The 23756-nt window shown below is 57.9% G+C and carries 27 protein-coding genes and 1 pseudogene; 15 read left to right on the top strand and 13 right to left on the bottom strand.

Annotated elements, in window-relative coordinates; genetic code table 11:
• The first annotated feature begins 10 nt into the window (after nucleotides 1–10).
• Nucleotides 11–382 carry a low affinity iron permease family protein gene (locus QA637_RS26090; protein WP_283065632.1) on the top strand — a complete coding sequence of 124 codons (372 nt, stop codon included), beginning with the start codon at nucleotides 11–13 and terminating at the stop codon, nucleotides 380–382.
• Here QA637_RS26090 and QA637_RS26085 read toward each other — a convergent pair.
• Nucleotides 362–625 (bottom strand): hypothetical protein, encoded by a 264-nt coding sequence (locus QA637_RS26085; RefSeq protein ID WP_153437061.1) that lies wholly within the window; start codon nucleotides 623–625, stop codon nucleotides 362–364. The genes QA637_RS26090 and QA637_RS26085 overlap by 21 nt on opposite strands.
• Nucleotides 626–780: 155 nt before the next feature.
• Entirely contained in the window at nucleotides 781–1176 is a 396-nt protein-coding gene (locus QA637_RS26080; RefSeq protein WP_153437060.1) for a PRC-barrel domain-containing protein, read from the bottom strand.
• Nucleotides 1177–1241: 65 nt separating this feature from the next.
• On the opposite strand from QA637_RS26080, the gene QA637_RS26075 reads away from it, so the two are divergent.
• Nucleotides 1242–1421, top strand: coding sequence for an ATP dependent DNA ligase (locus tag QA637_RS26075; protein WP_327790994.1), 180 nt, complete (start codon nucleotides 1242–1244; stop codon nucleotides 1419–1421).
• Nucleotides 1422–2028: 607 nt separating this feature from the next.
• Here the strand turns inward: QA637_RS26075 and QA637_RS26070 are convergent.
• The 3 genes and pseudogenes from QA637_RS26070 to QA637_RS26060 all read right to left on the bottom strand — a co-directional run bounded on the left by QA637_RS26070 (nucleotide 2029) and on the right by QA637_RS26060 (nucleotide 2829).
• Nucleotides 2029–2295: a hypothetical protein gene (locus QA637_RS26070; RefSeq protein ID WP_167528143.1), complete on the bottom strand. Its 267-nt coding sequence runs from the start codon at nucleotides 2293–2295 to the stop codon at nucleotides 2029–2031.
• Nucleotides 2281–2552: pseudogene (locus tag QA637_RS26065) on the bottom strand (terminase large subunit domain-containing protein); the annotation flags it as partial. The pseudogene QA637_RS26065 and the gene QA637_RS26070, both read right to left, overlap by 15 nt.
• Nucleotides 2440–2829 carry a DUF5681 domain-containing protein gene (locus QA637_RS26060; protein WP_283065628.1) on the bottom strand — a complete coding sequence of 130 codons (390 nt, stop codon included), beginning with the start codon at nucleotides 2827–2829 and terminating at the stop codon, nucleotides 2440–2442. The gene QA637_RS26060 and the pseudogene QA637_RS26065, both read right to left, overlap by 113 nt.
• A gap of 91 nt (nucleotides 2830–2920) precedes the next feature.
• Here QA637_RS26060 and QA637_RS26055 point away from each other — a divergent pair, with 91 nt between their 5' ends.
• Both QA637_RS26055 and QA637_RS26050 read left to right on the top strand, forming a co-directional pair.
• Nucleotides 2921–3166, top strand: coding sequence for a BrnT family toxin (locus QA637_RS26055; protein ID WP_153437057.1), 246 nt, complete (start codon nucleotides 2921–2923; stop codon nucleotides 3164–3166).
• A complete protein-coding gene (locus tag QA637_RS26050) occupies nucleotides 3166–3489 on the top strand; it encodes a BrnA antitoxin family protein (protein WP_153437056.1) in 324 nt (107 codons plus the stop codon). The genes QA637_RS26055 and QA637_RS26050 overlap by 1 nt, the downstream gene beginning before the upstream one ends.
• Here QA637_RS26050 and QA637_RS26045 read toward each other — a convergent pair whose 3' ends face one another.
• The gene (locus QA637_RS26045; protein WP_283065625.1) at nucleotides 3490–3774 is read right to left on the bottom strand and encodes a phage fiber-tail adaptor protein; all 285 of its coding nucleotides are present in this window, start codon (nucleotides 3772–3774) and stop codon (nucleotides 3490–3492) included. It abuts the gene before it with no gap.
• Nucleotides 3775–4853: 1079 nt separating this feature from the next.
• On the opposite strand from QA637_RS26045, the gene QA637_RS26040 reads away from it, so the two are divergent.
• From QA637_RS26040 to otsA, 3 genes are all read left to right on the top strand, one after another.
• Entirely contained in the window at nucleotides 4854–5132 is a 279-nt protein-coding gene (locus tag QA637_RS26040; RefSeq protein ID WP_428843145.1) for a hypothetical protein, read from the top strand.
• Between the two features lie 509 nt (nucleotides 5133–5641).
• Nucleotides 5642–6439 (top strand): trehalose-phosphatase, encoded by a 798-nt coding sequence (gene otsB / locus QA637_RS26035; protein ID WP_283065623.1) that lies wholly within the window; start codon nucleotides 5642–5644, stop codon nucleotides 6437–6439.
• Between the two features lie 83 nt (nucleotides 6440–6522).
• A complete protein-coding gene (gene otsA / locus QA637_RS26030) occupies nucleotides 6523–7974 on the top strand; it encodes an alpha,alpha-trehalose-phosphate synthase (UDP-forming) (RefSeq protein WP_283065621.1) in 1452 nt (483 codons plus the stop codon).
• Nucleotides 7975–8030: 56 nt separating this feature from the next.
• Here the strand turns inward: otsA and QA637_RS26025 are convergent, their stop codons facing one another.
• The gene (locus QA637_RS26025) at nucleotides 8031–9062 is read right to left on the bottom strand and encodes a LacI family DNA-binding transcriptional regulator (protein WP_283065620.1); all 1032 of its coding nucleotides are present in this window, start codon (nucleotides 9060–9062) and stop codon (nucleotides 8031–8033) included.
• 162 nt (nucleotides 9063–9224) lie between these two features.
• Here QA637_RS26025 and QA637_RS26020 point away from each other — a divergent pair, with 162 nt between their 5' ends.
• The 8 genes from QA637_RS26020 to QA637_RS25985 all read left to right on the top strand — a co-directional run bounded on the left by QA637_RS26020 (nucleotide 9225) and on the right by QA637_RS25985 (nucleotide 18632).
• Nucleotides 9225–10316, top strand: a complete 1092-nt coding sequence (locus QA637_RS26020) for a fatty acid desaturase family protein (protein WP_283065618.1) — start codon at nucleotides 9225–9227, stop codon at nucleotides 10314–10316.
• 46 nt (nucleotides 10317–10362) lie between these two features.
• Nucleotides 10363–10680, top strand: a complete 318-nt coding sequence (locus tag QA637_RS26015) for a MocE family 2Fe-2S type ferredoxin (protein WP_026620402.1) — start codon at nucleotides 10363–10365, stop codon at nucleotides 10678–10680.
• Nucleotides 10681–10723: 43 nt separating this feature from the next.
• The gene (locus tag QA637_RS26010) at nucleotides 10724–11944 is read left to right on the top strand and encodes an NAD(P)/FAD-dependent oxidoreductase (RefSeq protein WP_283065615.1); all 1221 of its coding nucleotides are present in this window, start codon (nucleotides 10724–10726) and stop codon (nucleotides 11942–11944) included.
• A gap of 47 nt (nucleotides 11945–11991) precedes the next feature.
• The gene (locus tag QA637_RS26005) at nucleotides 11992–12813 is read left to right on the top strand and encodes a 3-methyl-2-oxobutanoate hydroxymethyltransferase (protein ID WP_283065613.1); all 822 of its coding nucleotides are present in this window, start codon (nucleotides 11992–11994) and stop codon (nucleotides 12811–12813) included.
• 129 nt (nucleotides 12814–12942) lie between these two features.
• A complete protein-coding gene (gene purU, locus QA637_RS26000; RefSeq protein WP_283067358.1) occupies nucleotides 12943–13827 on the top strand; it encodes a formyltetrahydrofolate deformylase in 885 nt (294 codons plus the stop codon).
• Between the two features lie 1142 nt (nucleotides 13828–14969).
• Nucleotides 14970–16478 (top strand): M10 family metallopeptidase, encoded by a 1509-nt coding sequence (locus tag QA637_RS25995; protein ID WP_283065612.1) that lies wholly within the window; start codon nucleotides 14970–14972, stop codon nucleotides 16476–16478.
• 320 nt (nucleotides 16479–16798) lie between these two features.
• Nucleotides 16799–17575 (top strand): ABC transporter permease, encoded by a 777-nt coding sequence (locus QA637_RS25990; RefSeq protein ID WP_283065611.1) that lies wholly within the window; start codon nucleotides 16799–16801, stop codon nucleotides 17573–17575.
• A gap of 1 nt (nucleotide 17576) precedes the next feature.
• Nucleotides 17577–18632, top strand: a complete 1056-nt coding sequence (locus tag QA637_RS25985; protein WP_283065610.1) for a capsular polysaccharide export protein, LipB/KpsS family — start codon at nucleotides 17577–17579, stop codon at nucleotides 18630–18632.
• 37 nt (nucleotides 18633–18669) lie between these two features.
• Here QA637_RS25985 and QA637_RS25980 read toward each other — a convergent pair whose 3' ends face one another.
• From QA637_RS25980 to QA637_RS25955, 6 genes are all read right to left on the bottom strand, one after another.
• A complete protein-coding gene (locus QA637_RS25980; protein ID WP_283065609.1) occupies nucleotides 18670–19056 on the bottom strand; it encodes a hypothetical protein in 387 nt (128 codons plus the stop codon).
• A 106-nt stretch (nucleotides 19057–19162) separates the two neighbouring features.
• Nucleotides 19163–19861 (bottom strand): class I SAM-dependent methyltransferase, encoded by a 699-nt coding sequence (locus QA637_RS25975; protein ID WP_283065608.1) that lies wholly within the window; start codon nucleotides 19859–19861, stop codon nucleotides 19163–19165.
• 74 nt (nucleotides 19862–19935) lie between these two features.
• Complete coding sequence (locus tag QA637_RS25970; protein WP_283065606.1) at nucleotides 19936–20544, bottom strand: class I SAM-dependent methyltransferase; 609 nt, start codon at nucleotides 20542–20544, stop codon at nucleotides 19936–19938.
• Nucleotides 20541–21434 (bottom strand): glycosyltransferase family 2 protein, encoded by an 894-nt coding sequence (locus tag QA637_RS25965; protein WP_283065604.1) that lies wholly within the window; start codon nucleotides 21432–21434, stop codon nucleotides 20541–20543. The genes QA637_RS25970 and QA637_RS25965 overlap by 4 nt, the downstream gene beginning before the upstream one ends.
• A complete protein-coding gene (locus QA637_RS25960) occupies nucleotides 21434–22639 on the bottom strand; it encodes a glycosyltransferase (RefSeq protein WP_283065602.1) in 1206 nt (401 codons plus the stop codon). Before QA637_RS25960 ends, QA637_RS25965 begins: the two co-directional genes overlap by 1 nt.
• Before the next feature lie 96 nt (nucleotides 22640–22735).
• Nucleotides 22736–23746 carry a glycosyltransferase family 2 protein gene (locus tag QA637_RS25955; protein WP_283065600.1) on the bottom strand — a complete coding sequence of 337 codons (1011 nt, stop codon included), beginning with the start codon at nucleotides 23744–23746 and terminating at the stop codon, nucleotides 22736–22738.
• Nucleotides 23747–23756 lie beyond the last annotated feature (10 nt).

Genomic DNA, 23756 nt, shown 5'->3' with positions numbered 1-23756 from the left:
AGAACCGATAGTGGATCAACTTCTTTTTCGAATGGCTGATTTTCTTTCTCGCCCTCCGGGTTTCTATTTCTTAATTGCGGCAATGGTTATCAGCACCGCTTTGGTGCCTTTCGGTCTCACAAACGTTGTCACCTATGCACTGTCAGTCGCAGCAATAGTGATCACCAGCGTCGTTTTAATCCAAGGCTACCGTGACACGGCGGCAATCCACGCCAAGCTTGACGAAATCATCGTGTCAATGCGCGAGAACCGGAACGAGGTGGTTGGCCTTGAGCACGAACAGCCAGAGCACATCGCGGCGGCCGTCGAGCGGCTGGAAGAGGAAGCCAATGGGCGAGGCAGGCTCGTGAAAAACGGCAAGTCAATGCACGGTGTGGATTGATTGCTCGAGGAAGCTGCGAATTCCATCGCGCTTAACGGTCGCCAGAAATTCCTCGAACGCATCGCGATCGGTAGCAAATCGGTCATCCCAGATGGTCGAGTAACCTTCTTGGTCGACAACCTCCAACATCCAGTCGCCGTTTGTGCCGGTGGGGCGGTAAATGCAGATTGTGACCATGACATCATCATCGACGAATTCGCCGCAGAAGACAGAAAATTCGTACTGCTGTTCGCTTTCAGGCATCGCCATTTCCGTGGGCTAACATTTTGAGAGGGCGGATCATACGCGGGTGTTCGACCTATCAACATAGCAACCATGATGGATGAATTGAACGATCATCGCGCCGCGGCACGGCGCGATGATCAACTCGGCGTGAATGGTCTTTATCCTTGGGGGCCTTACATCGTCGAGCGCGTCACGCCGTAGTATTCGTCAATGCCACGTCCGTATTCCGGGCTCGACCAATCGGGAGTAGTCCCTTCGTCAAAATATGGTGCGTCCTCCAATCGGTCCCGGTCGAGATCTACAACATACCCGCCTTGGCGCTCATCGTATTCCAGCATTTGCCAAGGCACTGGATGGTAACTGTTGCCCATACCCAAGAAGCCACCAAACGACATGACCGCATAGGCGACCTGTCCAGACCTCTTACCGATCATCACGTCGTAGATTGACCCCAGCGACTCTCCCTGAGTGTTGTAGACATTGGTACCTTCGACCTTGCTGGCCGCTATCAAATTTCCGGTTTCTTCTTTTGCGACATCGCCGCTGCGCGAAGTATCGTAATCGGTCATCATGCCCTCCTTAGGCTTGAGCACCGCCTCCTTTGGGGTGTGCAATCAAACGCTGATGTCGATAAGTGGTTCCGGTGCGCGTCGACGTTTTGCCCCGCCAAACCCCGAGGTGGCCGCTAACCCCGCTCGTAGTTGAGATCGGATACCGCGCCTGGAACGACGACGGGGCGCTGCGGCACCCGTCGTTCAAGGGGATCAGGGGACGAGACTACGATGCAACTGTGTTCGAAATCTCCGAGCCCTAGCCTGGTTCTTTCACATCGAGAATGATTTTCCGGAGTCCTGACGATGTCGGCCGCGTCCAAGAGTGCGTCTCTCACTTCGGCTGCGGGCAAGCCATCAGCGCGGGCCGCGGCAACCTGCAGATCAATCACCACATCCTTTATCCGGTTGGTGCCTTGCATGCAGGTCTGCTCGCGCCCTTGATATTGATTTCGTAAGGCTGGCCCTTTTCCGTTGAATTGATCACCACCGCAGCGACGAGCTGTCGGAATGGGGCGGCAATTTCCGGCGATGGCTCGCCGTCCTTTTCACGTACGATCTGGGCCAAACTCTCGATGTTCTCGCGGAACCGCTTCACGGCCTTGGGCTGGATCTCTATTACGTTCGCTGGCTCTTGCGTGGTCTCCAGGATAGTCTTCTGTCGGTTTCTTAGAGGAGGCGTTCCGCACTTGCGCGCGCCCTTTGGGCATCGCCACGCAGGCGCTTCTGTTCCGTCTGATAGGCATCTACATAGGCTTCAATGATGCTGGTATCGGCGAATTTGCGCGTTCGGCTCGTCGGAGCCATAGACGTTGTCGAATTGGGACAGCGAAACGATGTCGCAGGCTTCATTGATCGCGGTCAGCAGCGTCATTGATCTTCCTCGCGCACAATTACATCATCTGTGCACGCCAGAATCCGCGCCTTGCCGTATTCGATGGCACCCATGGTTGACTCAGACGTCGGCCATGTTGACCACACGTCATAGCCGCAGCAGGGTTTAGCGCCGATCAAGACGACATCGGTAAAACCTTGCGCCATAGCGCGCGCGAGTATCTCACGAACACGGTTTTCGATTTCCCAAATGACTCTTTCGTCGGCCTCGTCGCCGACATCGGTTCCGCCTACGATCCTCATGGCGTTACCCCTCCAACCACCACTTGCGCGTTGCCCCAGCGTCTTGCCCAACTGGTTGCCCGCCATAAACAGCCGCTCGCGATACCGGCACCGGCCGCATGAAACTCCCTTAGCTTCCTGTACGGCCGGTACTTCGCCAGCAGGTTAGTGCGTCGTCTCCGGTCCAGCTCCTCCATCAGCACCACGTGTTCCCGTAGCAGCGAGGAAAGGTCCGATGGCATCGTGGAGGTCCCGGATGCGCTCGATAAGCTGGTCATCCGTCGGGTTTTCCAGGTTGTTGATGTTGACGTTCAAATCCTTCGGCAGGATCGAGGCGACGACACGCAGATATTGTTCCGGCTTCTTCCTGCGAACAGCAGCAATGACCGCAACGCCGTGCTTGTTGAAATCAGCGTGCAGCGCCTCTAGGAATGCCTCTCCCAACTTTGAGCGCGCGCCCTTTGGTTGTCCCGCTGGGTTGCCCGATTGACCCGGTTTAAACTTCAGATCGTCGCGCAGATGAGCCGGGAGCTTTTCGCCTGTATCTTCAGCCATTGGGCCGCCTCCCATTCTGTACGTACAAAAATAATTTCCGTACATACATTATTTCGTTGCTTGCCCCGGTGATTTTCTGTACGTACAATTTATGAAGATCATCTGGGACGAACCGAAGCGCATCGCCAACATCGAGAAGCACGGCCTCGACTTCGCCGACTTGTCTCTCGAATTCTTCCTTGCCTCTCTCGTCGTCCCGGCGAAGAATGGCCGCTCGAAAGCTATCGGCCGTCTTGAGGACGGAACGGTCGTCGTGATCTTCGTCACCCTCGGGACCGAGGCGCTGTCTGTCATATCCATGCGCCCGGCCCGGAAAGATGAAAGGAACCTGCTCTGATGGCTATCAAATACAAGCGCCAGGAAGAGTTCCGACCTGGGCGCGGTTACACCAAAAAGGACTGGGACGCCGTGTCCGACAACCCTCCCCTGACTGAGGAGGAGATGAAACAGGCGCGCCCGTTCAAGGAGGTCTTCCCCGATCTCTCGGAGAAGATCGAGAAGGCCGTCCGCGGTCGCCCGAAGGGGGACACGACCAAGACACCCGTAACCATCCGCCTGGATCCCGATGTCGTCGAGCACTACAAGGCTACCGGCAGAGGCTGGCAAAGCCGCATGAATGACGACCTTAGAAAGGCCGCCGGGCTGAAGAAGGCCGGTTGACTATTTGTCGCGCACCTTCAGCCTGACCGTCTGGTCGTATTTCCTGCCGCCTGCGGTCACGATGCGGTTGACGGGGCTGCAATTCGTCCCTGCGGCCCCGGCAGAAAGCCATAGAGTGGTTTCGGTCGTGTTGTGGCTGTCGCTGTCGATCGTAAGGCCGGAGCCCTCGTCGATGCTCCATGTGGAGCTTGTGATCGTATCGGACGCGCCGAGAAGCGCCGCCCAATCGAGGCTGTAATCCTTGACCTCGTTCGGGTCTTTGATCGCGGGCCACGTCAGCGCCATGTCGAGTCCTCTTATGCCGCCGCTTGCCGGGTTTCGGCTCTGACGGATGCGGCCCTGGTTTCTGCCGCCACCGAGGCAGATCGCGTCTCTGCGGCGACGACTGCCGTCCTTTGCTCTGCGAGAACCGTTGCCGTGCGCTCACTCGGGCTTGTGACCAGCAGCGGAACAGCGCGGGCAGTAACGGTGTCGCCTGTCTCGCAAGCGAGGCGCTCGCCTGGATGATCGGCCCGCCCGGCGTTGCGAGCGTGTCGCCGTCTTCGGCAATGGCGGCATTAGCCTTGAGGCTCAGTGTCGCCGCGCTTGCGAGAGCGTCGCCCGCCTCAATTATCGAGGCCGAACCAGTGCGCGAGGCAGCCGCTATGGTTGACGTCGCCGAGAGCGTGTCGCCGCTTTCAGCTATAGCAGCCGAAGCAGCTATCCTCAGACTTGCTGAGGCCGAGACACTGTCCGACGCCTCCGTCGCAGCCAGCGAGACCCGGAGAGCGATTGCCGCAGTCGCCGCTACCGTGTCCGATGCTTCGGTCTTGCTAAGCGTCCCCTTGAGTGGGAGAGCTGAGGCAGAAGAGACCGTGTCCCCTGCTTCCGCGATCGAAGCTGAACCGCTTATCCCGCCGCCAACCGCCGCCACCTTGATTTCGACGCCGTAGCAGATCGAGTCCGTCGACGGGCTCACGTGTTGCCGAGTGTGCCGGAAATCGTGGGTATGTCGGCAGAGGCAGCGCGAGCCCCGGCAAAGGCCAGAAGCAAATCACCTGCGGTCGGCGTAAAGCTCGCCGTGGTTACCGATGTAGCTGTTGCGCCTACGGTAGACATCGCTTCGTTCACATCAGGCGCAGCGGGGTCCGGCACAGACATCCGTCCGCGCAACGTCGCCCTTCTGGCCTGCATCAAATACTAAGAGGCTCTGACATGGTTACGGTCCACAACTACGATCCGAGCACGTTCGAATACACCGGCGCGTCAGAGGCGGACGAAAGCCTCTGGAGCCTGGCGTTTATCTGATCCCGGCTTACGCTACCGAAACGGCGCCTCCCGCTGATATCCCCGGGTATATCTTCAAGTGGGACAGCAGCGAATGGGTGCCGGAGCTGATCCCGCCGACCCCGTCCGTCCATATGCCGGCGCTGTCTTCCCGCCAGATCCGCCTCGGCCTTGTCAACGGCGGTTTTACAATGGCGCAGGTGTCCGCCGTCATCGACGCCATGCCAGACGGCAATGAGAAAGAAACCGCCCGGATCGAGTGGGAATACGCCACCACCTTCAATCGCACGCACCCGCTCATCGCCTCCGTTGGCGCCGCGCTCGGTCTAACCGACGACGAGATCGATGCAAAGTGGAGCGCAGCGCTGACCCTCTAACGTTCGCAAAATGACCGAGGCTACAGGATACGCTTCCCAGGGTGGCCAGCCCAGGCGAGGCCCAGCGTGCTAGGTAGAAGCGCCAGGCCTCTAACCGCCTCCTCCCCGTCCGAGACGGCTGGCCCGGGCTAGCACACCGCGTCCGTCGTCTCCATTGGCCCATTCGGGCTAGGCCCTGTTAACTCCGAGGATATCGGGATGAACTTGAACAGTGGCCCGAAATCCACTTGACGATAGCGGGATTGTTGCGGCGCTCGTAGTGGCAACTTCACTTCGGTGAAGGTACCGGTGACGGGTCCGCCAGCGGCGCGGCCGACCCAGCAATCCTGAGGGGTGGCGAGCAGGTTGCCCCAGCAGGCCCCCAGAGGTCCGGCCGATGGGTGGCGTCGCCTTGGTCCCAGTTTATCGTGGCCGCTCCATCACCTCGCGTACTGTTCGTTTGCACAGCAAATGTCCGCTTCATGGAAACGCAGGGTTGGCGATTGCGGGCTCTGACCTAAATATGAGGCATGTCACATCGGAAGCAGTTTCTCAGCGCCTCGAAACCGAACGCGGAATCAGCAGAGGAGTTCGTTCTCGCCGCTCTCTCAACGGATCTCAAAGGCTGGGCTCTGTTCCTCGATATCGATGGTACATTGCTTGATCTTGCCGAAACGCCCGACGCCGTAGTCGTTCCGCCCTCGCTGCCTGCGAACCTCGATGCCTTGTCGAGAAAACTCGGAGGTGCTCTGGCACTCGTGACCGGTCGCGATCTTGGCTACGCCGAACAGCTTTTTTCGCCATTCCTTTTTCCAATTGCGGGTCTTCATGGTGCTGAGCGCCGCGATCCGGACGGCCTCGTGCACAAAGCCGCCGACACGTCGGAATTTGAGCGCCTGAAGGCCGATCTTGTCGCCGATACGGCTAACTGGCCCGGTGTTGTGATCGAGGACAAGGGAGCGGCGGTCGCCGCGCACTACCGGCTTGCGCCGGACAGAAAACTCCAGCTTGAACCGCTGATCGAGCGGGCGTTGATCAGAGCAGGGCCAAACTGGACGATCCAGCATGGCAAGATGGTAATCGAAATCCGTCCGGCCCGTGCCGACAAGGGCGACGCAGTCGAGGCGTTTCTCGCGCAGCCACCTTTTGCTGGGAGACGCGCAATCGCCGTCGGGGATGACGTGACCGACGAAGCGATGTTTCGCACGGCCAACCGGCTCGGCGGCTACTCGATCCGTGTCGGACCGCCGTCGCCTGCGAGCGAAGCGCTCGGCTCCGTCCCCTCTGCCGAGGCTCTGCGCGGTATCATCGCTGCATTGGTTCCCTGAATATGTGTTGGTCGCCTGAATATGTGTTGGTCGCCTGAATATTTGAGCACCTGACCCATTTTCTTGCAGGAAAGGAGGTCGGCATGGGCCGTCTCGTCGTTGTTTCCAATCGCGTACCTGTTCCGGACAAGGGTGGTATTGCGCCCGCCGGTGGGCTGGCGGTTGCGCTGAAGGTCGCCCTTGAAGAGCATGGCGGCATATGGATGGGGTGGTCGGGGAAATCGAGCGGAGAGCACGAGCCGCAGCCGCTTGCACAACTGCAGCAGGGCAATATCACCTATGCACTGACGGATCTGACCGACACCGATTTTGAGGAGTATTACCAGGGCTTTGCCAATCGGGTTCTTTGGCCGATCTGCCACTACAGGCTTGATCTGGCCGAATACGGTCGCAAGGAAATGGCCGGGTATTTCCGCGTCAACCGCTTCTTCGCCCACCGGCTTGCTCCGCTTGTCAAACCCGATGACGTCATTTGGGTGCACGATTACCACTTGATCCCTCTCGCGGCAGAGCTGCGTGCGATGGGCCTGAAGAACCGCATCGGTTTCTTTCTCCACATTCCCTGGCCGCCCGCTGACGTGCTCTTCACGATGCCCGTTCATGAGGAGATCATGCGTGGCCTGTCCCATTACGAACTCGTCGGCTTTCAGACCGATCATGACCTCGAGAACTTTGCCGGCTGCCTCCGGCGGGAAGGCATCGGCGACGAACTCGGCGGCGGCCGCTACAGCGCCTATGGCCGCGTATTCAAGGGCGACTCCTACGCGATCGGTATTGAGACTGCGGCCTTTGCCGAATTCGCCAAAAAGGCATCGACCCACAAGGTCGTCAAAAGAACGCGTGAAAGCATTGGAGACCGCAGCCTGATCATTGGCGTCGATCGCCTCGATTATTCCAAGGGGATCACGCAGCGCATCGACGCATTCGAGCGCTTCATCCTGGCCAATCCCGCCCAGCATGGGCATGTGACCTATCTGCAAATCACGCCGAAGTCCCGCTCCGAAGTGCCGGAGTACGAGGCCATGCAGCGCATGGTTGCCGAACAGGCCGGTCGGGTGAACGGCGCTCTCGGCGCCGTCGATTGGGTGCCGATCCGTTATATCAACCGCTCGATAGGCCGCCACATACTCGCTGGGCTTTATCGGCTCAGCAAAGTTGGCCTCGTGACGCCTCTTCGAGACGGGATGAACCTCGTCGCAAAGGAATATGTGGCAGCCCAGGATCCGGACGATCCCGGCGTGCTCCTGCTTTCGCGTTTCGCCGGAGCTGCTCGCAAGCTAAACGGCGCGCTGCTCGTCAACCCGTACGACATAGAGGGTACCGCGAACGCCATGGCACGCGCGCTGAGCATGCCGTTGGAAGAACGGAAGGCGCGCTGGAAGACGATGATGGATTACTTGCTGGAAAACGATGTCACGCGCTGGTGCGACGATTTTCTCAAGGATCTGACGGGCAGACCGGATCTGCCTGGAGAGCATGCCGATGAAGGGCAGGCTTCGTATCCGGAAGAAACCGGGATAAAGGCGAGCGACTAAACTTCCTCTCGCAAGTCCCGCTGCATTCTTGCAGTCACCTGCCTTTGTCGGAAGGATCAGATATTCTCCGGTGTGAAGATGTCGAAAGGCAGGAAGGTCTGTCCCGGCACAGCGGCCGCGCCTCGGTCGATCGCGCCGATCATCAGGCTGATGGTTTCTCGCACGAGCGCGGGAACGGGCGTTGCGATCGCCATCGTCACTGCCTCGTCGGCAAGCGCTGCGCGTGACTCCGGTGTGAGTTCGTTGACGACCACCAGCAGTTTGCGTTCGAGTTTTTCCTCGCGAATGGCTGATATCGCGCCCTCCATGCCGCCGCCGCAGACGTAGAAGCCGATGAGGTCCGGGTGCCGCCGTAGAAGATCGAGCGTCGCCTCGTGGGTGATCTCGGCCGTATCCAGGTTCACCATGGTGTCGAGCACTTCGAAATCGGGCGCGTTCTCGCGAAAATAGGAGCGAAAGGCAATCTCGCGCAGTTCATGCCCGTGAAAGCGGTGGCTGCCGACAAAGGCCGCGACTTTTCCCGGCCTTTTCGCCGCCTTGGTAATCATCCAGGCTGCGGTTCGTCCGACCTTGTGGTTGTTCAATCCGACATAGCCCTCACGCACTCCGGCTGCGAAATCGGAAAGCAGCGAGAAGACCGGAATGCCGCGCTCCTTCAGCTCTTCTATCGCTGCCGTGACGGCGGGATAGTCCGGTGCAACAAGCGCGATCGCCTGGTTGCGCGCCGCCATTGCCTTCAGCTTATCGGTGATGCCTGCCGGGGTGGAGTTGGGAACGAAGTCCACCTGAGGGAGCGCACGAACGTGGGTGAGCGACAGCGCCGCGTTCTCGATCTCCTTCGCGACCGCCTGATAGAAGGATTGCTGCGGTTTTTGCAGGAGAAAGCCGAGACGATATTGCGGAAGATCCTCGAACACGCGTTGGCGCAGCAGGCCGACGGCGTGATAGCCGATCGTCTTGGCCGCGTCGTAGACCCTTCGCGCCGTTTCCTCGCGCACCGGATGACGCCCGTTCAGGACACGATCGACGGTGGCAACACTTACGCCCGCCGCCTCGGCAAGATCCGCGATCGTCGGTCTCCTCATCATAGCGCTCCCTCCCTTCTGAAATGTTCCTCTCAAGCATGAAGTCCTCGCCATGATGTAATTTGAGAGAATATCTCATGACTGCATTGAGAATTGTCAAAAGTCAACATACCCTCCTTTCATCGAATGTGAGGCGCGGTGGGAAGCGCGCTTCGGGAGGACGAGATGACGACGGTTGCTACGAAAAGAGATTACAGCCTCCTGGGGCGCGATGCCGAGGCGGCAGTCGCCAGCGGGCTTTCCGCAGCCGAGTGGTATCACACGGAGATTCCGCGCAAGCAGATGAAGGAACTCATGAAACGCGAGGATGGGCCGGCCATCCGCGACACTTTCCTCTGGCTCGGCAGCATGGTGCTTTTCGGCGGGCTCGGCATTTATTTCTGGGGCACCTGGGTCGCCGTACCGTTTCTTCTCGCCTATGGCGTTCTCTACGGCTCGGCCTCCGACAGCCGCTGGCACGAATGCGGCCATGGCACCGCATTCAAGACGATGTGGATGAATGACATCGTCTATCAGATCGCCTGTTTCATGATCATGCGCAATCCGGTGACCTGGCGCTGGAGCCACACCCGCCACCACACCGACACGGTCATCGTCGGCCGCGACCCGGAAATCGCCGTCATGCGCCCGCCGGACCTTCTGCGCCTCGTTCTCAATTTCTTCGGCATCATCGATGTCTGGCACGCGATGATCGACATGGTGCGGAATGCATTCGGCGTGATCAGCGCCGCCGAGAGGACCTTCATTCCGGAAATGGAGCAGCCGAAGGCGATCCTGGTCGCCCGTATATGGCTGGCGATCTATCTCGCGACGATCGGCCTCTCGCTCTATGTCGGTTCCATTCTGCCCCTGATGCTGATCGGGTTGCCCCGCCTCTATGGCGCCTGGCATCATGTGCTGACCGGCCTGTTGCAGCATGGCGGGCTTGCCGACAACGTCACCGATCACCGCTTGAACAGCCGCACGGTCTATATGAATCCGGTGAGCCGCTTCATCTACTGGAACATGAACTATCACGTCGAGCATCACATGTTCCCGATGGTGCCCTACCACGCGCTGCCGAAGCTGCATGCGATGATCAAGCACGACTTGCCGACGGCGAACCCGTCCATGCTCCACGGCTATCTGGAAATGATCCCGGCCTTCCTCAGGCAGCTTAAGAACGAGGATTATTTCCTGAAGCGCGAACTGCCGCCGACGGCAAAGCCCTATCGCGAAGAGTTCCATAGCGATCGGCTCATTCCGGCCGCCGAATAACCGGCGAAGCAAACCAATCAAGACAAGCAAACCGATGGAGGAACCCATGAGCTCGAACTGGGTCGAGGTCTGTGCGGCCGATGAGATCGACGAGGAAGACGTTATCCGTTTCGATCACGAGGGGCGCACCTTCGCCGTCTATCGCAGCCCCGATGACGAATATTTCGCGACCGATGGGCTTTGTACCCATGAGCACATTCATCTCGCCGACGGGTTGGTGATGGACGACATCATCGAATGTCCCAAGCACAACGGCCGTTTCAACTACAAGACCGGCCAGGCCAAGGGCGCCCCCGTCTGCGTCAACCTCAGGACCTATCCGGTGAAGGTTGAGGCCGGCAGCGTCTTCATCGCGATTTCCTGACGACAACTGCCTTAACGCCGAACCGGCGGAGGGAGGAGAAGGCATGACACATATCGTCATTGTTGGCGCCGGCGAATGTGGCGCGCGGGCAGCATTTGCACTGAGAGAAAAGGGCTTCGATGGTGAGGTTACGCTGATCGGCGCCGAACCGCATCTTCCCTATGAGCGTCCGCCCTTGTCGAAGGAGGGGCTTTCCGAGGCGCCGAAATACGTTGCGAGCGCCGAGCGCTACGAAGAGGCGGGGATAACCGTGCTCACGAATGCCGTCGTGGAGAAGATCGCGCGTGAGGATAAGACGGTGCGGCTTTTGGACGGCCGATCGATCAAGTATGACAGGTTGCTGCTCGCCACCGGCGCGCGGCCGCGGGCGTTTCCAGGCACTTCCGAAAACTCCGAGCGTATCCGTGTGCTCAGAACCCACGCCGATGCGCTCGCAATCCGACCAGCCCTTACTCCTGGCCGAAAGATCGCCATCATCGGCGGTGGCTTCATCGGCCTCGAACTGGCAGCAACGGCGCGCAAGCTGGGCGCCGCGGTCACGCTTGTCGAGGGGCTGCCACGTCTCTTGACCCGCGGTGTGCCGGAAGAGATTGCCACTGTCGTTGCCGAAAGGCATCGACAAGAAGGCGTCGAGATCCTCTGCGGCGCGAAAATCGCGGCACTTGAGGATGGCGAAGGCGAGGCGCGCGTTCTCTTTGCAGATGGCGGCAGTCTTTTGGCCGACCTCATCGTCGTCGGTATTGGGGCAATACCCAACACGGAACTGGCGGAAGCCGCGGGGCTTGCGATCGACAATGGCATTGCCGTCGACGAAACGCTGCGGACCTCGGATCCCGATATCTATGCCGCCGGCGACTGCTGCTCCTTTCCGCTGTCGCATTGCGGCGGGCGGCGGGTGCGGCTCGAGGCCTGGCGCAACGCTCGGGATCAGGGGACGCTGGTCGCAGCCAATTTGATCGGCGGATCGGAGCCCGTCTCCAGCGTGCCGTGGTTCTGGTCGGATCAATACGACCTGACGCTGCAGATCGCCGGCCTTGCCGATGGTGCGGTTGCGACGGTTCGCCGCGACATGGAGGCGGGGGCCTTCATTCTCTTTCACCTCGATGGCGCGGGCCGGCTGATCGCCGCGAGCGGCATCGGCCCCGGCAATGCCATCGCCCGCGACATCCGCCTTGCCGAAATGCTGATTGCAGCCGGTAGCCGGCCGGACCGGCAGGCGCTTGCTTCTCCGGATACCAAGCTCCGGAAGCTGCTGGCGGCTTGAAAGCCGCCCGAACATCCATCCGCCACTGCATCCTCAGGGAGATCCCGATGAGACATCGCCGCCCGACTGTTGCCGATCTTTTGTCGATGAAGGGCCAGAGGCAGCTCACGATGCTGCGCGTCGTGACGCTCGAAGAGGCGGAAGCCGCCGAAAGGGCCGGTATTGACCTCGTCTCGGTTCCGCCCGCGCTGCTCGGCCCCGAATTCAGGGAGGCAGCACCATCCGTCTTCGCCTTTCCGGGCCTCGAATATGGCGATCATGTCACGGCCGACGACTATATCCGTGCCGCCTTCAAGGCACTGAAGGCAGGCGGTGATGCCGTCTATTGTGCCGCAAGCCTTTCGGTCATCCGGCGCATGCGCGACGAGGGCATTCCCGTTTGCGGCCATGTCGGGCTCGTCCCTTCGAAGGCGACCTGGACCGGCGGATTCCGCGCCGTCGGCAAGACGGCGCAAAGCGCGCTTGAGGTCTGGCGGCAGGTAAGCGCGCTCGAGGAGGCGGGAGCCTTCGCAGCCGAGATCGAGGTTGTTCCGGCAGCGGTGGCGACGGCTATCTCGAAACGGACCTCGCTGCTGATGCTTTCCATGGGCGCCGGCGCCGGATGCGATGCCCAGTACCTTTTCGCCGAAGACGTGCTCGGCCAAAATCGAGCTCATTACCCTCGCCACGCCAAGGTTTACCGCAATTTTGCCGGCGAATATGAGCGGCTGCAGCAGGAGCGCATTGCGGCCTTCCGTGAATATGCCGAAGACGTGCGCTCCGGGGCCTATCCGGAAAAGGCCCATATGGTCGATATCGAACCGCGGGAGCTGGAGGAATTCCTCGGCAAGCTCGATGTGCAGGAGGGAACTTCGGCCCGCGCAAGATGACGGCGACATCGCCGCGCGCTGTTTCAGACGCAAAAACGTCGCTACAGCACTTTGTATCGCCGCAGGTTTCAGCCTTTAATGGGCCCTCCAGGAAGCAGCGCAGTAGACACGCGACAGCAAGGATGAATGATGCATACTTACGTTTTGACGGTATCCTGCAAATCCACCCGCGGTATCGTTGCAGCGCTTTCCGGCTACCTCGCCGAACAGGGCTGCAACATCATCGATAGCTCGCAGTTCGACGACCTGGAGACGGGCCTGTTCTTCATGCGCATCAGCTTCATTTCGGAAGAGGGCGTCACCCGCGCGGCGCTCGAGGAAGGGCTGAAGCCGATTGCCGCGAAATTCGCAATGGAAACGGCTCTTCATGACCAGTCGGAGCGTACCAAGGTGCTCTTGATGGTGTCGCGTTTCGGCCATTGCCTCAACGACCTGCTCTACCGCTGGAAGATCGGCGCGCTGCCGATCGACATCGTCGGCGTCGTCTCCAACCACTTCGACTACCAGAAGGTGGTCGTCAACCACGACATTCCCTTCCACTGCATCAAGGTGACGAAGGAAAACAAGCCGAAGGCCGAAGCCCAGCTGATGGAACTCGTCGAGCAGACCGGCGCCGAACTGATCGTGCTGGCCCGCTACATGCAGGTCTTGTCCGACGCGCTCTGCAAGAAGATGTCGGGCCGGATCATCAACATCCATCACTCCTTCCTGCCGAGCTTCAAGGGCGCCAACCCCTACAAGCAGGCCTATGAGCGCGGCGTCAAGCTGATTGGCGCGACGGCGCATTATGTCACCGCCGATCTCGACGAGGGTCCGATCATTGAGCAGGACATTGCCCGCATCACCCACGCGCAGTCGGCCGAGGACTATGTCTCGATCGGCCGCGACGTCGAGAGCCAAGTGCTCGCCCGCGCCGTGCACGCCCACATCCACCACCGCTGCTTCATCAACGGCAACCGCGTCGTCGTCTTCCCGCCGAGCCCGGGGAGCTATGCGTCGGAGCGGATGGGGTAATCAGCAGGCGAAAATGGTGGCTGAGAAAGGCGTCGATCAGGGACGCGCATCCGGTAGGCATATCTGTCCGGAAAGGGACCATATTTTCGGAGAAAGAATGCAGAGCGTTCTTCGCCGAACTCGAAAAGGTTGAGCGTGGAGTTTTAAGTTCACCTCCCAGTGGGGCCATCTGGCCGCCTTGATCGAAAATGGTCAAGGCGGCCTTTTTTAAGGGGGCGCAGGCATCCGCTATGGCGCAGTCGGCGAGCTGTCGCCCGTGAGGGCAAGATGCTCCTGGATGCGGGCAGAGCGCACCGCCGCTACACGGGCAAAGACACGACAACCGCCTCCGCCAAGGATGTCCGAACGAGGAGCGGCCAGCTCAACCACTGACGGGAACCGGCCGCATGAACGCCCGTGGCCACAGGGGGGAGAGCGCCAGGCAATGAGCAAACGCCGTCTGTCTTGGTTTATCTCTTGCTTAATTAGATTTTAGTACTCTCACGCATGCGATCCGCGCTGATCGACGAGACGGCGAGGTACCAGGATCCGCTCCGCGATTGCGTCGCGAAATTTAACGGTCAGTGGCGGACGCATTCGGGCCAGTTCGACGTCACCAGCGCTTACCTGAGCGAGGAAGCTCCACATGGGGCAACGGACCTGCTTGGATTGAGGTGTAGGAGAGACATGTCCGGGTGCTGCACATCGGGGATGGGCCAACGAAACGGAAGAAGAGAAGGTTTCGCGAAAGCGCCCGCCTGAAAAGGGGATTGAACCTCAACACCCTGGTTATTCTGTTCGGTTGTGCCCGCGGCTTGATCGCCTGAGTGGCACATGGGAGCGTCTCAGCGCGAACCAAGATCTCATGCTGCATCGGTCGATCGGCCCGACAAGCGCGGCAAAGGTGTCGCTCCGTCAACCGACAACCACGATCCGGAGGTTTCTGCATCTCTACCCCGCCTGCTTTCGTTGCGCCCTGCATAGAAGTCGACAGGCCCATCACGAGGATGGCGAAACCGACCGATTTCATTAATCCGCGCATGGCCACAAAAATGTCTCCAATTTTAACGATCGGCTTATGAGAATCGTATCTCGCGGCGGCTATTGTCCCGGACGCGAGCTTCCAGGCGCCCAGCGCCATCGCGTCAAGATCGGGAATTTGCATGAGCGGAACGGGCAAATCCATCAAAATTGTGAAGCCAACCGGGAACAGCCTGATTGATGGGGTGCTCTCGAATGTGGCCTGGAACGGCACGATCACCTATGCCTTTCCCACAGCCGCCGGCAGCTACAGCTACAGCGGGGAAAAGAACAACGGCTTTGCCGCCGTGTCGGCCGCGCAGCAAAACGCCGCGCTTTTCGCCCTGGAGCAATCCTTCGGCTCCGCCGCCAATGACGGCTTCTCGGTCGAAGGGTTCACCAACGCGAGCTTCGCGCTTGGCAGCGCCAGCACCGCGTCGGTTCGGGTCGCGCAGTCAAGCGTGCCGAAGACGGCCTACGCCTATTACCCGGGTACCAATGCCGAAGCCGGCGACGTCTGGTTCGGCACAGCTTATGCCGGCACCGTCAACGACTACCGCACGCCCGTTGCCGGAAACTACGCCTGGCATACGATGCTGCACGAGCTCGGTCACGCACTCGGCCTCTCGCACGGGCATGATCCCGACGACTTCGGCGCGCTGCCCGCGCAATACAATTCGATCGAATTTTCGGTCATGACCTACAGCGGCTTCATCGGCTCCGGCAATGCCTACTGGTACGAGCGCTACGGTGCTCCGCAGACCTTCATGATGGCCGACATTGCCGCGCTGCAGGAGATGTACGGCGCCGACTTCACGACCAACAGCGGCAATACCGTCTACAAATGGACACCGGGAAGCGGCGTGACGCTGGTCAACGGCGCGACCGCCATCGCCCCGGGCGCCAACCGGATTTTCGCGACTGTCTGGGACGGCGGCGGCAACGACACCTACGACCTTTCGGCCTACAAGACCGGGCTCAAGGTCGACTTGCGCCCCGGCCAGGCCTCGACCTTCAGCGCCGACCAACTCGCCTATCTCGGCGGCGGCCCGAACGACGGCTTCGCGCGCGGCAATATCTTCAATGCCCTGCTTTACCATGGCGACACGCGCTCCCTGATCGAAAACGTCAATGGAGGCTCTGCCTCAGACACGATCACCGGCAACCAGGCGGCCAACATGCTTTGGGGCAACGACGGCAGCGACGTGCTGAACGGCGATTCCGGCAATGATGCACTGTACGGTGGGCTCGCCAGGGATAAGATCCGCGGCGGCAACGGAAATGATCGGATACTGGGAGGTCCCGGAGCAGACCACTTGAGCGGCGGGACGGGGGCCGATTCGTTCGTGTTCAAGAGGCTCTCAGAGAGCACCTTCGCCTCGACCAGCCGTGATACGATCTACGACTTCCTGCCCTCAGAGGCCGACAGGATCGATCTTTCGGCGATCGACGCCAACACGACGGTGACGGGCAACCAGGCATTTGTTTTCGTTGGAACAGCCGCTTTTTCCGGCGGCAAAGGCGAGCTGCGCTACGACCGGGCGGCGTCCGACACCTATATCTATGGCGACGTCACCGGCGACAAGAAGGCGGATTTTGCCATTCACCTCGACGATGCCGTTGCCATGCAGAAGGGTTACTTCGTCCTCTAAGCGGAATTACCCGGTTCGGTGAAGCGCCGGCGGTTACTGCATGTTTCCCCAAATCGTAGCTGATTTAGGGGGAAGACATGAAGCAATTCAATGCGACACAGGATCCTTTACGCCTCTCAAGAGACGCGCGGCGCTGCAGTGAAGCCGCCGCTCATCGCCGTTGGCTTGTACAGCCGTGATCATCCTGTCTGGCCTTGGCAGCCGGGTCCACATCATCACCCGTGGCTTTCGTGCCTGCCAAAGATTTGCCAGGAAGCGCCGTTTGTGGAATATGCCGGCTTAAACAAAATTCGCGCATCATCATCGACGCGAGGCGAGACGTGAAGCTAATCGAACAGCATCTGAGAGTGACGGCCGCGCTCATCGTGCGCGAAATGGCGACGCGCTACGGCTCGAAGCCGGGCGGCTATCTCTGGGCGGTTTTCGATCCGGTCGCCCATGTGGCGATGATGACCATCATCTTCCAAGCCTTTGCCCGCACGCCGGCGCTGGGCCTGAGCTTTCCGCTGTTCTTCGCGAGCGGCTATCTACCGTTCACCTTCTATCAGCGCATGTGCTCCTTCATGGCCGGCACGATGAAGGCGAACAAGGCGTTGCTCTCCTATCCCGTCGTCTCGCCCTTCGATGCGATCGTCTCTCGCTTCATCCTGCAGTTCATGACCGATGCGCTGGTGAGCATCCTTATCCTCGTCGCCATCATCGAGTTCGGTGGCGTCAGTCAGCCGATGAACTTTGCCGGCATGATGGAAGCGGTGAGCGCCGCCGCCGTACTCGGCCTCGGCATCGGCACCGTGAACATTGTGATGTTCGCCCGCATGCCGATCTACGAGCAGATCTTCGGCATCATCAACCGCCCGATGTTCATGGTGTCCGGCGTCTTCTTCCTGCCGGATACACTACCGGAGCCGTTCCGGGATACCCTCCTCTACAATCCGCTAGTGCACATCATCATGTGGTTCCGCAGCGCCATCTACACCGAATACCGCGCCGACGGGCTGGACAAGGGCTACGTCATCGAATTCGCGGTCGTGTGTATCGTGCTGGGGCTGATGCTGCTGACGACCTCGATGCGCGAGATTCGCGAGGACCGGCTTTAGCATGTCGCGTCCGACTGCGATCTTCTTCGGCTTCGGCCCGTGGAAAGCCTATATTCCGCGCTGGTTCCCCGACCGCGACTGCAAGATCGTGAGCCGAAAGGCGTGGCTGATGCTGCTCAAGGGTTGGCCGCTTCGCCTGCTTTTCCACTGGAATGCCGAGGTCTACGTCTGGGGCTTTAAGTATCCGCCGTTCCTGAAGCGCTTCTGCCGGCGTTTCGGCATCCCGTTCTTCCATGTCGAGGATGGTTTCGTCCGCTCCGTGTCGCTTGGCGCGCACAGGTCGCCGCCCGCTTCGCTGATCATCGATTCGCGGACAATGCATTATGACGCCCGAAATCAGTCGGATCTGGAGCAGACGCTGCAGACCTATGATTTTGCGGCGGACAAGGCACTGATCGAGCGCGCAGAAAAGTGCATCCGTATGCTGCTCGACCTGCGCGTCAGCAAATACAATCTCGGAAAACGCATCGATCTCGACACTCTGTTGGGGCCGAAGACGAAACGGCGGGTGCTGGTGATCGGCCAGGTCGAGATCGATGCTGCGATCGCTTTCGGCTGCGACCGTCCCGTCACCAACAACGATCTCGTCCGGTTGGCGGTCGCCGAAAATCCGGATACGCAGATCATCTACAAGCCGCACCCGGAGGTGCTGCATGGCACCCGCGCCGGCGTGTCGAACCCCGCCGAAGTTGCGGACATATGCGACATTCTGGAGGAGGACATTGCCCCCGCTGCTGCGCTGGAGGGGGTCGATCACGTTTACACCATCACCTCGCTGATGGGCTTTGAGGCACTGTTGCGTGGCATTCCGGTGACGTGCTATGGCCTGCCTTTCTATGCCGGCTGGGGGGTCACGGATGACAGGCAGAAATCTGAGAGGAGAACGAGAAAGGTTAACGCGCGCGAAATCTTCGCGGCGAGTTTCTTACTGAATTCCCGATATTTCGACCCAGAAACGGGCGTCGCCGCGCAATTGGAGACAGTCATCGGGCGGCTGAATCTTCAACGCGACGCTCTTCCTGTAATCAGGTTTGGCCACGGTACCGAAAGGAGATAATCGGATATTTGCCTGTGCGAACTGGGAGTCAGCTAAATTAGTCGTCGCTTTCCGCCTCTTTGATTTTTAACGCGGCAAGGCACAACGCGAGCGCCGGAGTAGCAGCCTGGCAATAAGGTCCGTCATTTATCACTGCTGTTCCATACGATCCATCTGGCCCAACTGACCAGCTAACGCCACCGCTCGAATGCGGTGCCACCAAATCCACAAGCTGCAGTGCTGAGTCGATCGTTTCCGTGAAACGCGGAAGACGTGCCGCGCGCTCCCCATGTAAGAACCAAATTACATTTCTCGACGCTTCCCCATTCTCTCTTGTGTACTCTACTTTCCTTTGCCAACCAACAAGCAGTCCGATCTTTACGTCGATATCCCGGCTGGCTCGCTTTAGCGCCTCCACTTCGAGTATCAAGTCGGCGATAGCCATGGATTGGTCCTCCAAACACGATTCGTAGTCGTGAATATCACTCCTTGGCGAGGAGACAAGTTGTTTGCAAACGCGTTGCGCAAGACGGGTGGATAGACTATCCGCCCTATTCCTTGAACGCGATCCAAGCGATATGGCCCGCAATAAGAAGCTTGTTAAAGTTTCTTTCCCATACAGTCGATTTTCTTAGATTTCCATCAATAAAATGATTGAAAATACTTTCAAATCCAAAAAATTCGTTGAACTTTTCGCGGCTGATTATTCTACGCATCGTCAGCGTAATTCCGTCTATACCAGGACGAAGTTGGCGGACCACTAGACCATGAGACTCAAGCACCTGGACAATTCCGTACGCTGTCCAGTTAAAGATGCTATGGCTATGATAGGGCTCTAATTGCGAAACCGAGCCGACGAATATACCGCCTTTCTTTATAACACGGGCGACCTCAGCAATTACCTCATCCGGATAGCGAACGTGTTCCAGCACCTGCTTGCAGAACACGACGTCGAACTGACCGCTCTCGAAAGGCATCTTCCTGCCATCATAGACCTTGAATTGCAGGTCCTCTCTAGTCCGACTGTCGACCTCGGGCGAGCTTTCGATGTCAAGCCCCATGTACTGAATGTTCGGGATGTGACGCTTAAGTCGCTCGTATGACGCGCCTGTTCCGGCTCCAAGGTCGAGGACCGTGATGCGATCTTTGAATTGATCCTTATTGAGATCGATCATTTTGAATACGTCGACCTGAGCGGCGGTATCTGTAGGAATTTTATTTTCCAGCACTTCGCGAATTGTATCGCCCATTTCCTCCGTCACCTTCTATTTTTGGAAAAACCTTACGCGGTTCTGTCCTAGTTCTATCTGGGTATTATTGGTGGCTAAACTCGCGCGTAGATATAAAAATCTGCGAAACTCGTGTCTTCCGGGTGGCGTTCATCCTGAGGATAGGGGTTGAGTTCGTGCTTGAGTAATTTCCAACCCACAATGTTCTCCTCGATCCAATGAGTGAACCGGCGATGGCGAACATGCGGTGAAAGAGGAATTTCGTCTCGATCGCTACTATAGATGATGACGTAACGGGACGCCCAATTAAAGAGATCTCTTATGTATTTCTCAAATACGCTATCCTCCACTAGGTGAAAGATGACGTCTAGAGATAGAGAGACTTCTTGCGGAGGCAAATCCTGAAGAAGATTGTAGCCAACGAAACACTTTGTATAGTCATCCACGAAAGAGCGCTGACAGATTTCTATCGCAGCCGGAGCAATATCGACGCCGATATACCGCGGATATCGCGCCAAATCCAGCTGAGCACCGTCTCCACAGCCAAATTCGATTATCGACAGGATATTATTGGCTGCAATGAATTCATTGAGGAAGTTCGCTTTGTACTCCGCCAGTCGCCCATACGAACCGTCGCCAGAGTCTCTTCCTTTCTGATAGCGATGCTGCCAGTACTCTCCAGAGTTGAAGTCCTCGGACGTCACGCTTTAAGCCCGTTTTTCCGTACGTGATTCAGAAAGGCTCGCGGCCTGGCTTTAAAAGCCCGCCACATGTATTGCCGTGCCAGCTTTCCGCTCCGGTTATTTTGCGCAAACCGTGCAGCAAGCATCTCCATGTTGTAGAGGCGCATTGCCTTAAAGCTATCTCCGTATCGATTGAACAGCACCCGATGCTTGTCGAAGATATAGGTGTTGCAGGCCCGGATTTCCTCTGCATCTCGACCGACGTCCGACTTATGGTAAACGCAGAACGTGCCATCCTCCCTGACGTTCTTAATCGAACCGCCATGCAACACAAATCGGATGAAATAATCCAGGTCTTGAAGCCTTGGTAGCCTCTCATCGAACCATCCAACGTCTTTAAACGATTGGGCTGGACCTAGAAGAGTCCACAGGTAAGCCCTCAGGGAAGAACCGATAAGAAGAGCTTTGGCCTGATCTTGATCAGTCTTCTGGACGATCTTTTTCTTTCTTCGGCCCACCCATGCCCAATCATAATTGCACGTCACCCAAAAGGGCGTGCCCATATGCGAGGACTCAACAAGTTCAACGCGGTCGAATTGCTCCGCAAGCTTCTTGGGATACCATTCGTCACCCGCGTCCAGCCAGGCGACATAGTCACTGTCAATAGCGTCCAAGAGAACGTTTCTAGTGTATGGCCGCCCTCGATTAACCGGGTTAAAGAGCACGTCTATTTTTATCTCTGAGTGCTCCGCCATCGCAGACACGGCCTTCTTGATATCTGGACGTGACCCGTCGTCCGCCACTACAACTCGAAGGTCCCCCTGCCAAGTCTGCCGACGAACGGAACGGAGACTGAGTGCCAAGGCCTCAGGATCGTTAAAATGCGGGATCAGAATATCCAAAGTGGCCATTAGTTAGCCCCCACCGTGAGTTTTTCAATCAGCCCGATCCAGTTCTGCCGATATCGCTCAAGTGTGAATTCACTCACACTCTCAGGCGCGTTTTTGCTGAGGCCTTCTCGATAATGTTGATCAGCCATCAAGCGACGCAACGCTTTTGCGAGGCCGTTTTCCTCGCTCCGTTGCACAGCGATGCCGTTGAAGCCATCTTTCACGAACTGATTAACGCCTGGGCAATCGGCATAAGAAACTACTGGGACGCCCATCGAAAGTGCTTCAGCAGGGGAGAGGCCGAATCCTTCGAAATGAGCGGGATGGCAGAATATTGCAGCTCTCGCATACTCGCCTCCCAAGTCGCTGCGATGGCCAGCAAGTCTCACGCTATTTTCAACTCCACGCTGCATTATCTCCGCTTTTAGATCACGGAGCTGTGGCCCGGTCCCGTATATGATCACCTTCCATTTCGGGAATTCATTAGCGAGCGTAGCCCAGGCGCGAATGAGGGCGATATAGTTCTTGACCTCAGCAAGCCTACCGACAGCAAGAATCAGCCTATCTCTCTGCTCTTTTGGTTGTTGGTTGGCAAATTCTTGCGAGATATAATTAGGGATCGCAATCACTCGTGTTCGAAGATGCGGGGGGAACCACTCACTGAAACTCGGAAAAAGAACGTGAATAGCTGCGGCGTTATCCAGAGCCTTGAGACGGAGTCCTCGATCAATCGGGTTGGGGTCCCAGCGATACGGTGATTCATAGTCTTCTTTGGGCACGTTATGGTTCGTTGCAACAATCTTCACGTCGGTTCCGGCGGCAGCAAGAAGCGTCACGGTATTCGCCGGTGGCATAAGGCTTATCGCCAGAGCTGGTTTGACTAGTTGGAAATAGTCGCGAAGCTGAGACAGGAAGAAGTCGTTCCTCTCATCCCATTGCGCCTGATTCTTGACTTCAGCAGTTACAAACGGAAGGCGTTGAGCTATTACCGCCCTCCGCTGCTTTTTCGTCTTTGCCTTGCCGTAAAGATTGATCAGCTCCGCCTTCGGGTTGATCGGGTAAAATGGCGGCGTATCCTTGGTGTCGAAGTGCAGACACGTCACGCGATAGCCGCTGTCTATAAGAATATTTGCAAGTTCGCAGTAGATCCGCTCTGCGCCGCCGCTTCTCCCTCCCAATTGGCGGATAACGAGAGCGATATGTTTAGCGTTCCTGAATTCCTGCACTCAAATCGTTCCTCTTTGATGACGGCGGGGCATACTTAACGGACGAGATCGGCCGGTCAAGGCAAATTCCGTTAAGCCAATGAGATCGCCCGGAAGCTATGCCATGAGCCGTTGGATCACGCTACGGTCCCTGGTGATGATTGCCCGGGTCGTTTCATCTTTTAGAAGTTTGTCCATCGAGCGGCGATATCTCTGATAGCGGCGCAGCCTTAGAGGGGGCGGAGAAAAGACGCGAAAATAAGCATCCAGCGCGCATGCAATCAAACGCTGTACGGATCTACTTACCCGAATACCGGAGGCGAGTGCGCCTGCATAGAAGGAAGCCGTCTTGTATTTGTTTCCGAGTTCCTGGTAGTCCTCGGCAATATTTCGAAGGAGCTCAGTTCTAATTGCGTTCGTAGCCGTCATTACCGGGCCGACGTGCGTCTTATATATCGAAGTGTGGCCCCGAAGCTTTTTCCGGTAATCCAACGTTATTCGTTCGCGGCTATGGTCCACGTAAACGCAAAGCGGTTCGGCCACGCCAACATATTGTACGTGTTCAGATAGTCTGATGAAGAAATCCCAATCCTGAGAGGCAGGTAGCGCTTCATTGAACCCTCGGACCTGGCGAGCGACAGCGGCTTCCACCACGACTGAACTCAGTGTTCCGATGAAGTTCGATCTTCTGATCTTCTCACTATTCAGTACGTGTCCGCCGAATTGTCTTGCAATGATTTCGCCCTGATCATCGACGCGATAACGGCCGGTCGCGGATAGGACGGGTTTATTGCTCATGGCCTCGGCTTTACCGATCTCTTCGAGTTGTCTCTCAAGTTTCTCCGGAAACCATAGATCATCACTGTCGAGAAAAGCTATATATCGATTGGTGGCCGCGAAAATCCCCTTGTTTCTTGCGTGATTTGCGCCGCTATTTCTGTTGTTGACAATAAGTCTGATATTAATGCGTGGCGAAAAATCTAAGATGATTGATTTTACATCTTCAAGAACTGCGGATTCAGAACAATCGTCAACAATAATTACCTCAGCGGGGAGATGGGTTTGCTGAGCGACCGAATTAAGTGCTCGTCGCAACAATGATGTTCGGTTGTAGGTCGGAATGACCACGCTAACGTCA

It is taken from the genome of Sinorhizobium terangae, assembly GCF_029714365.1.
In the GTDB taxonomy this organism is placed as follows: domain Bacteria; phylum Pseudomonadota; class Alphaproteobacteria; order Rhizobiales; family Rhizobiaceae; genus Sinorhizobium; species Sinorhizobium terangae.
This window is presented reverse-complemented; position numbering and strand designations above follow the sequence as displayed.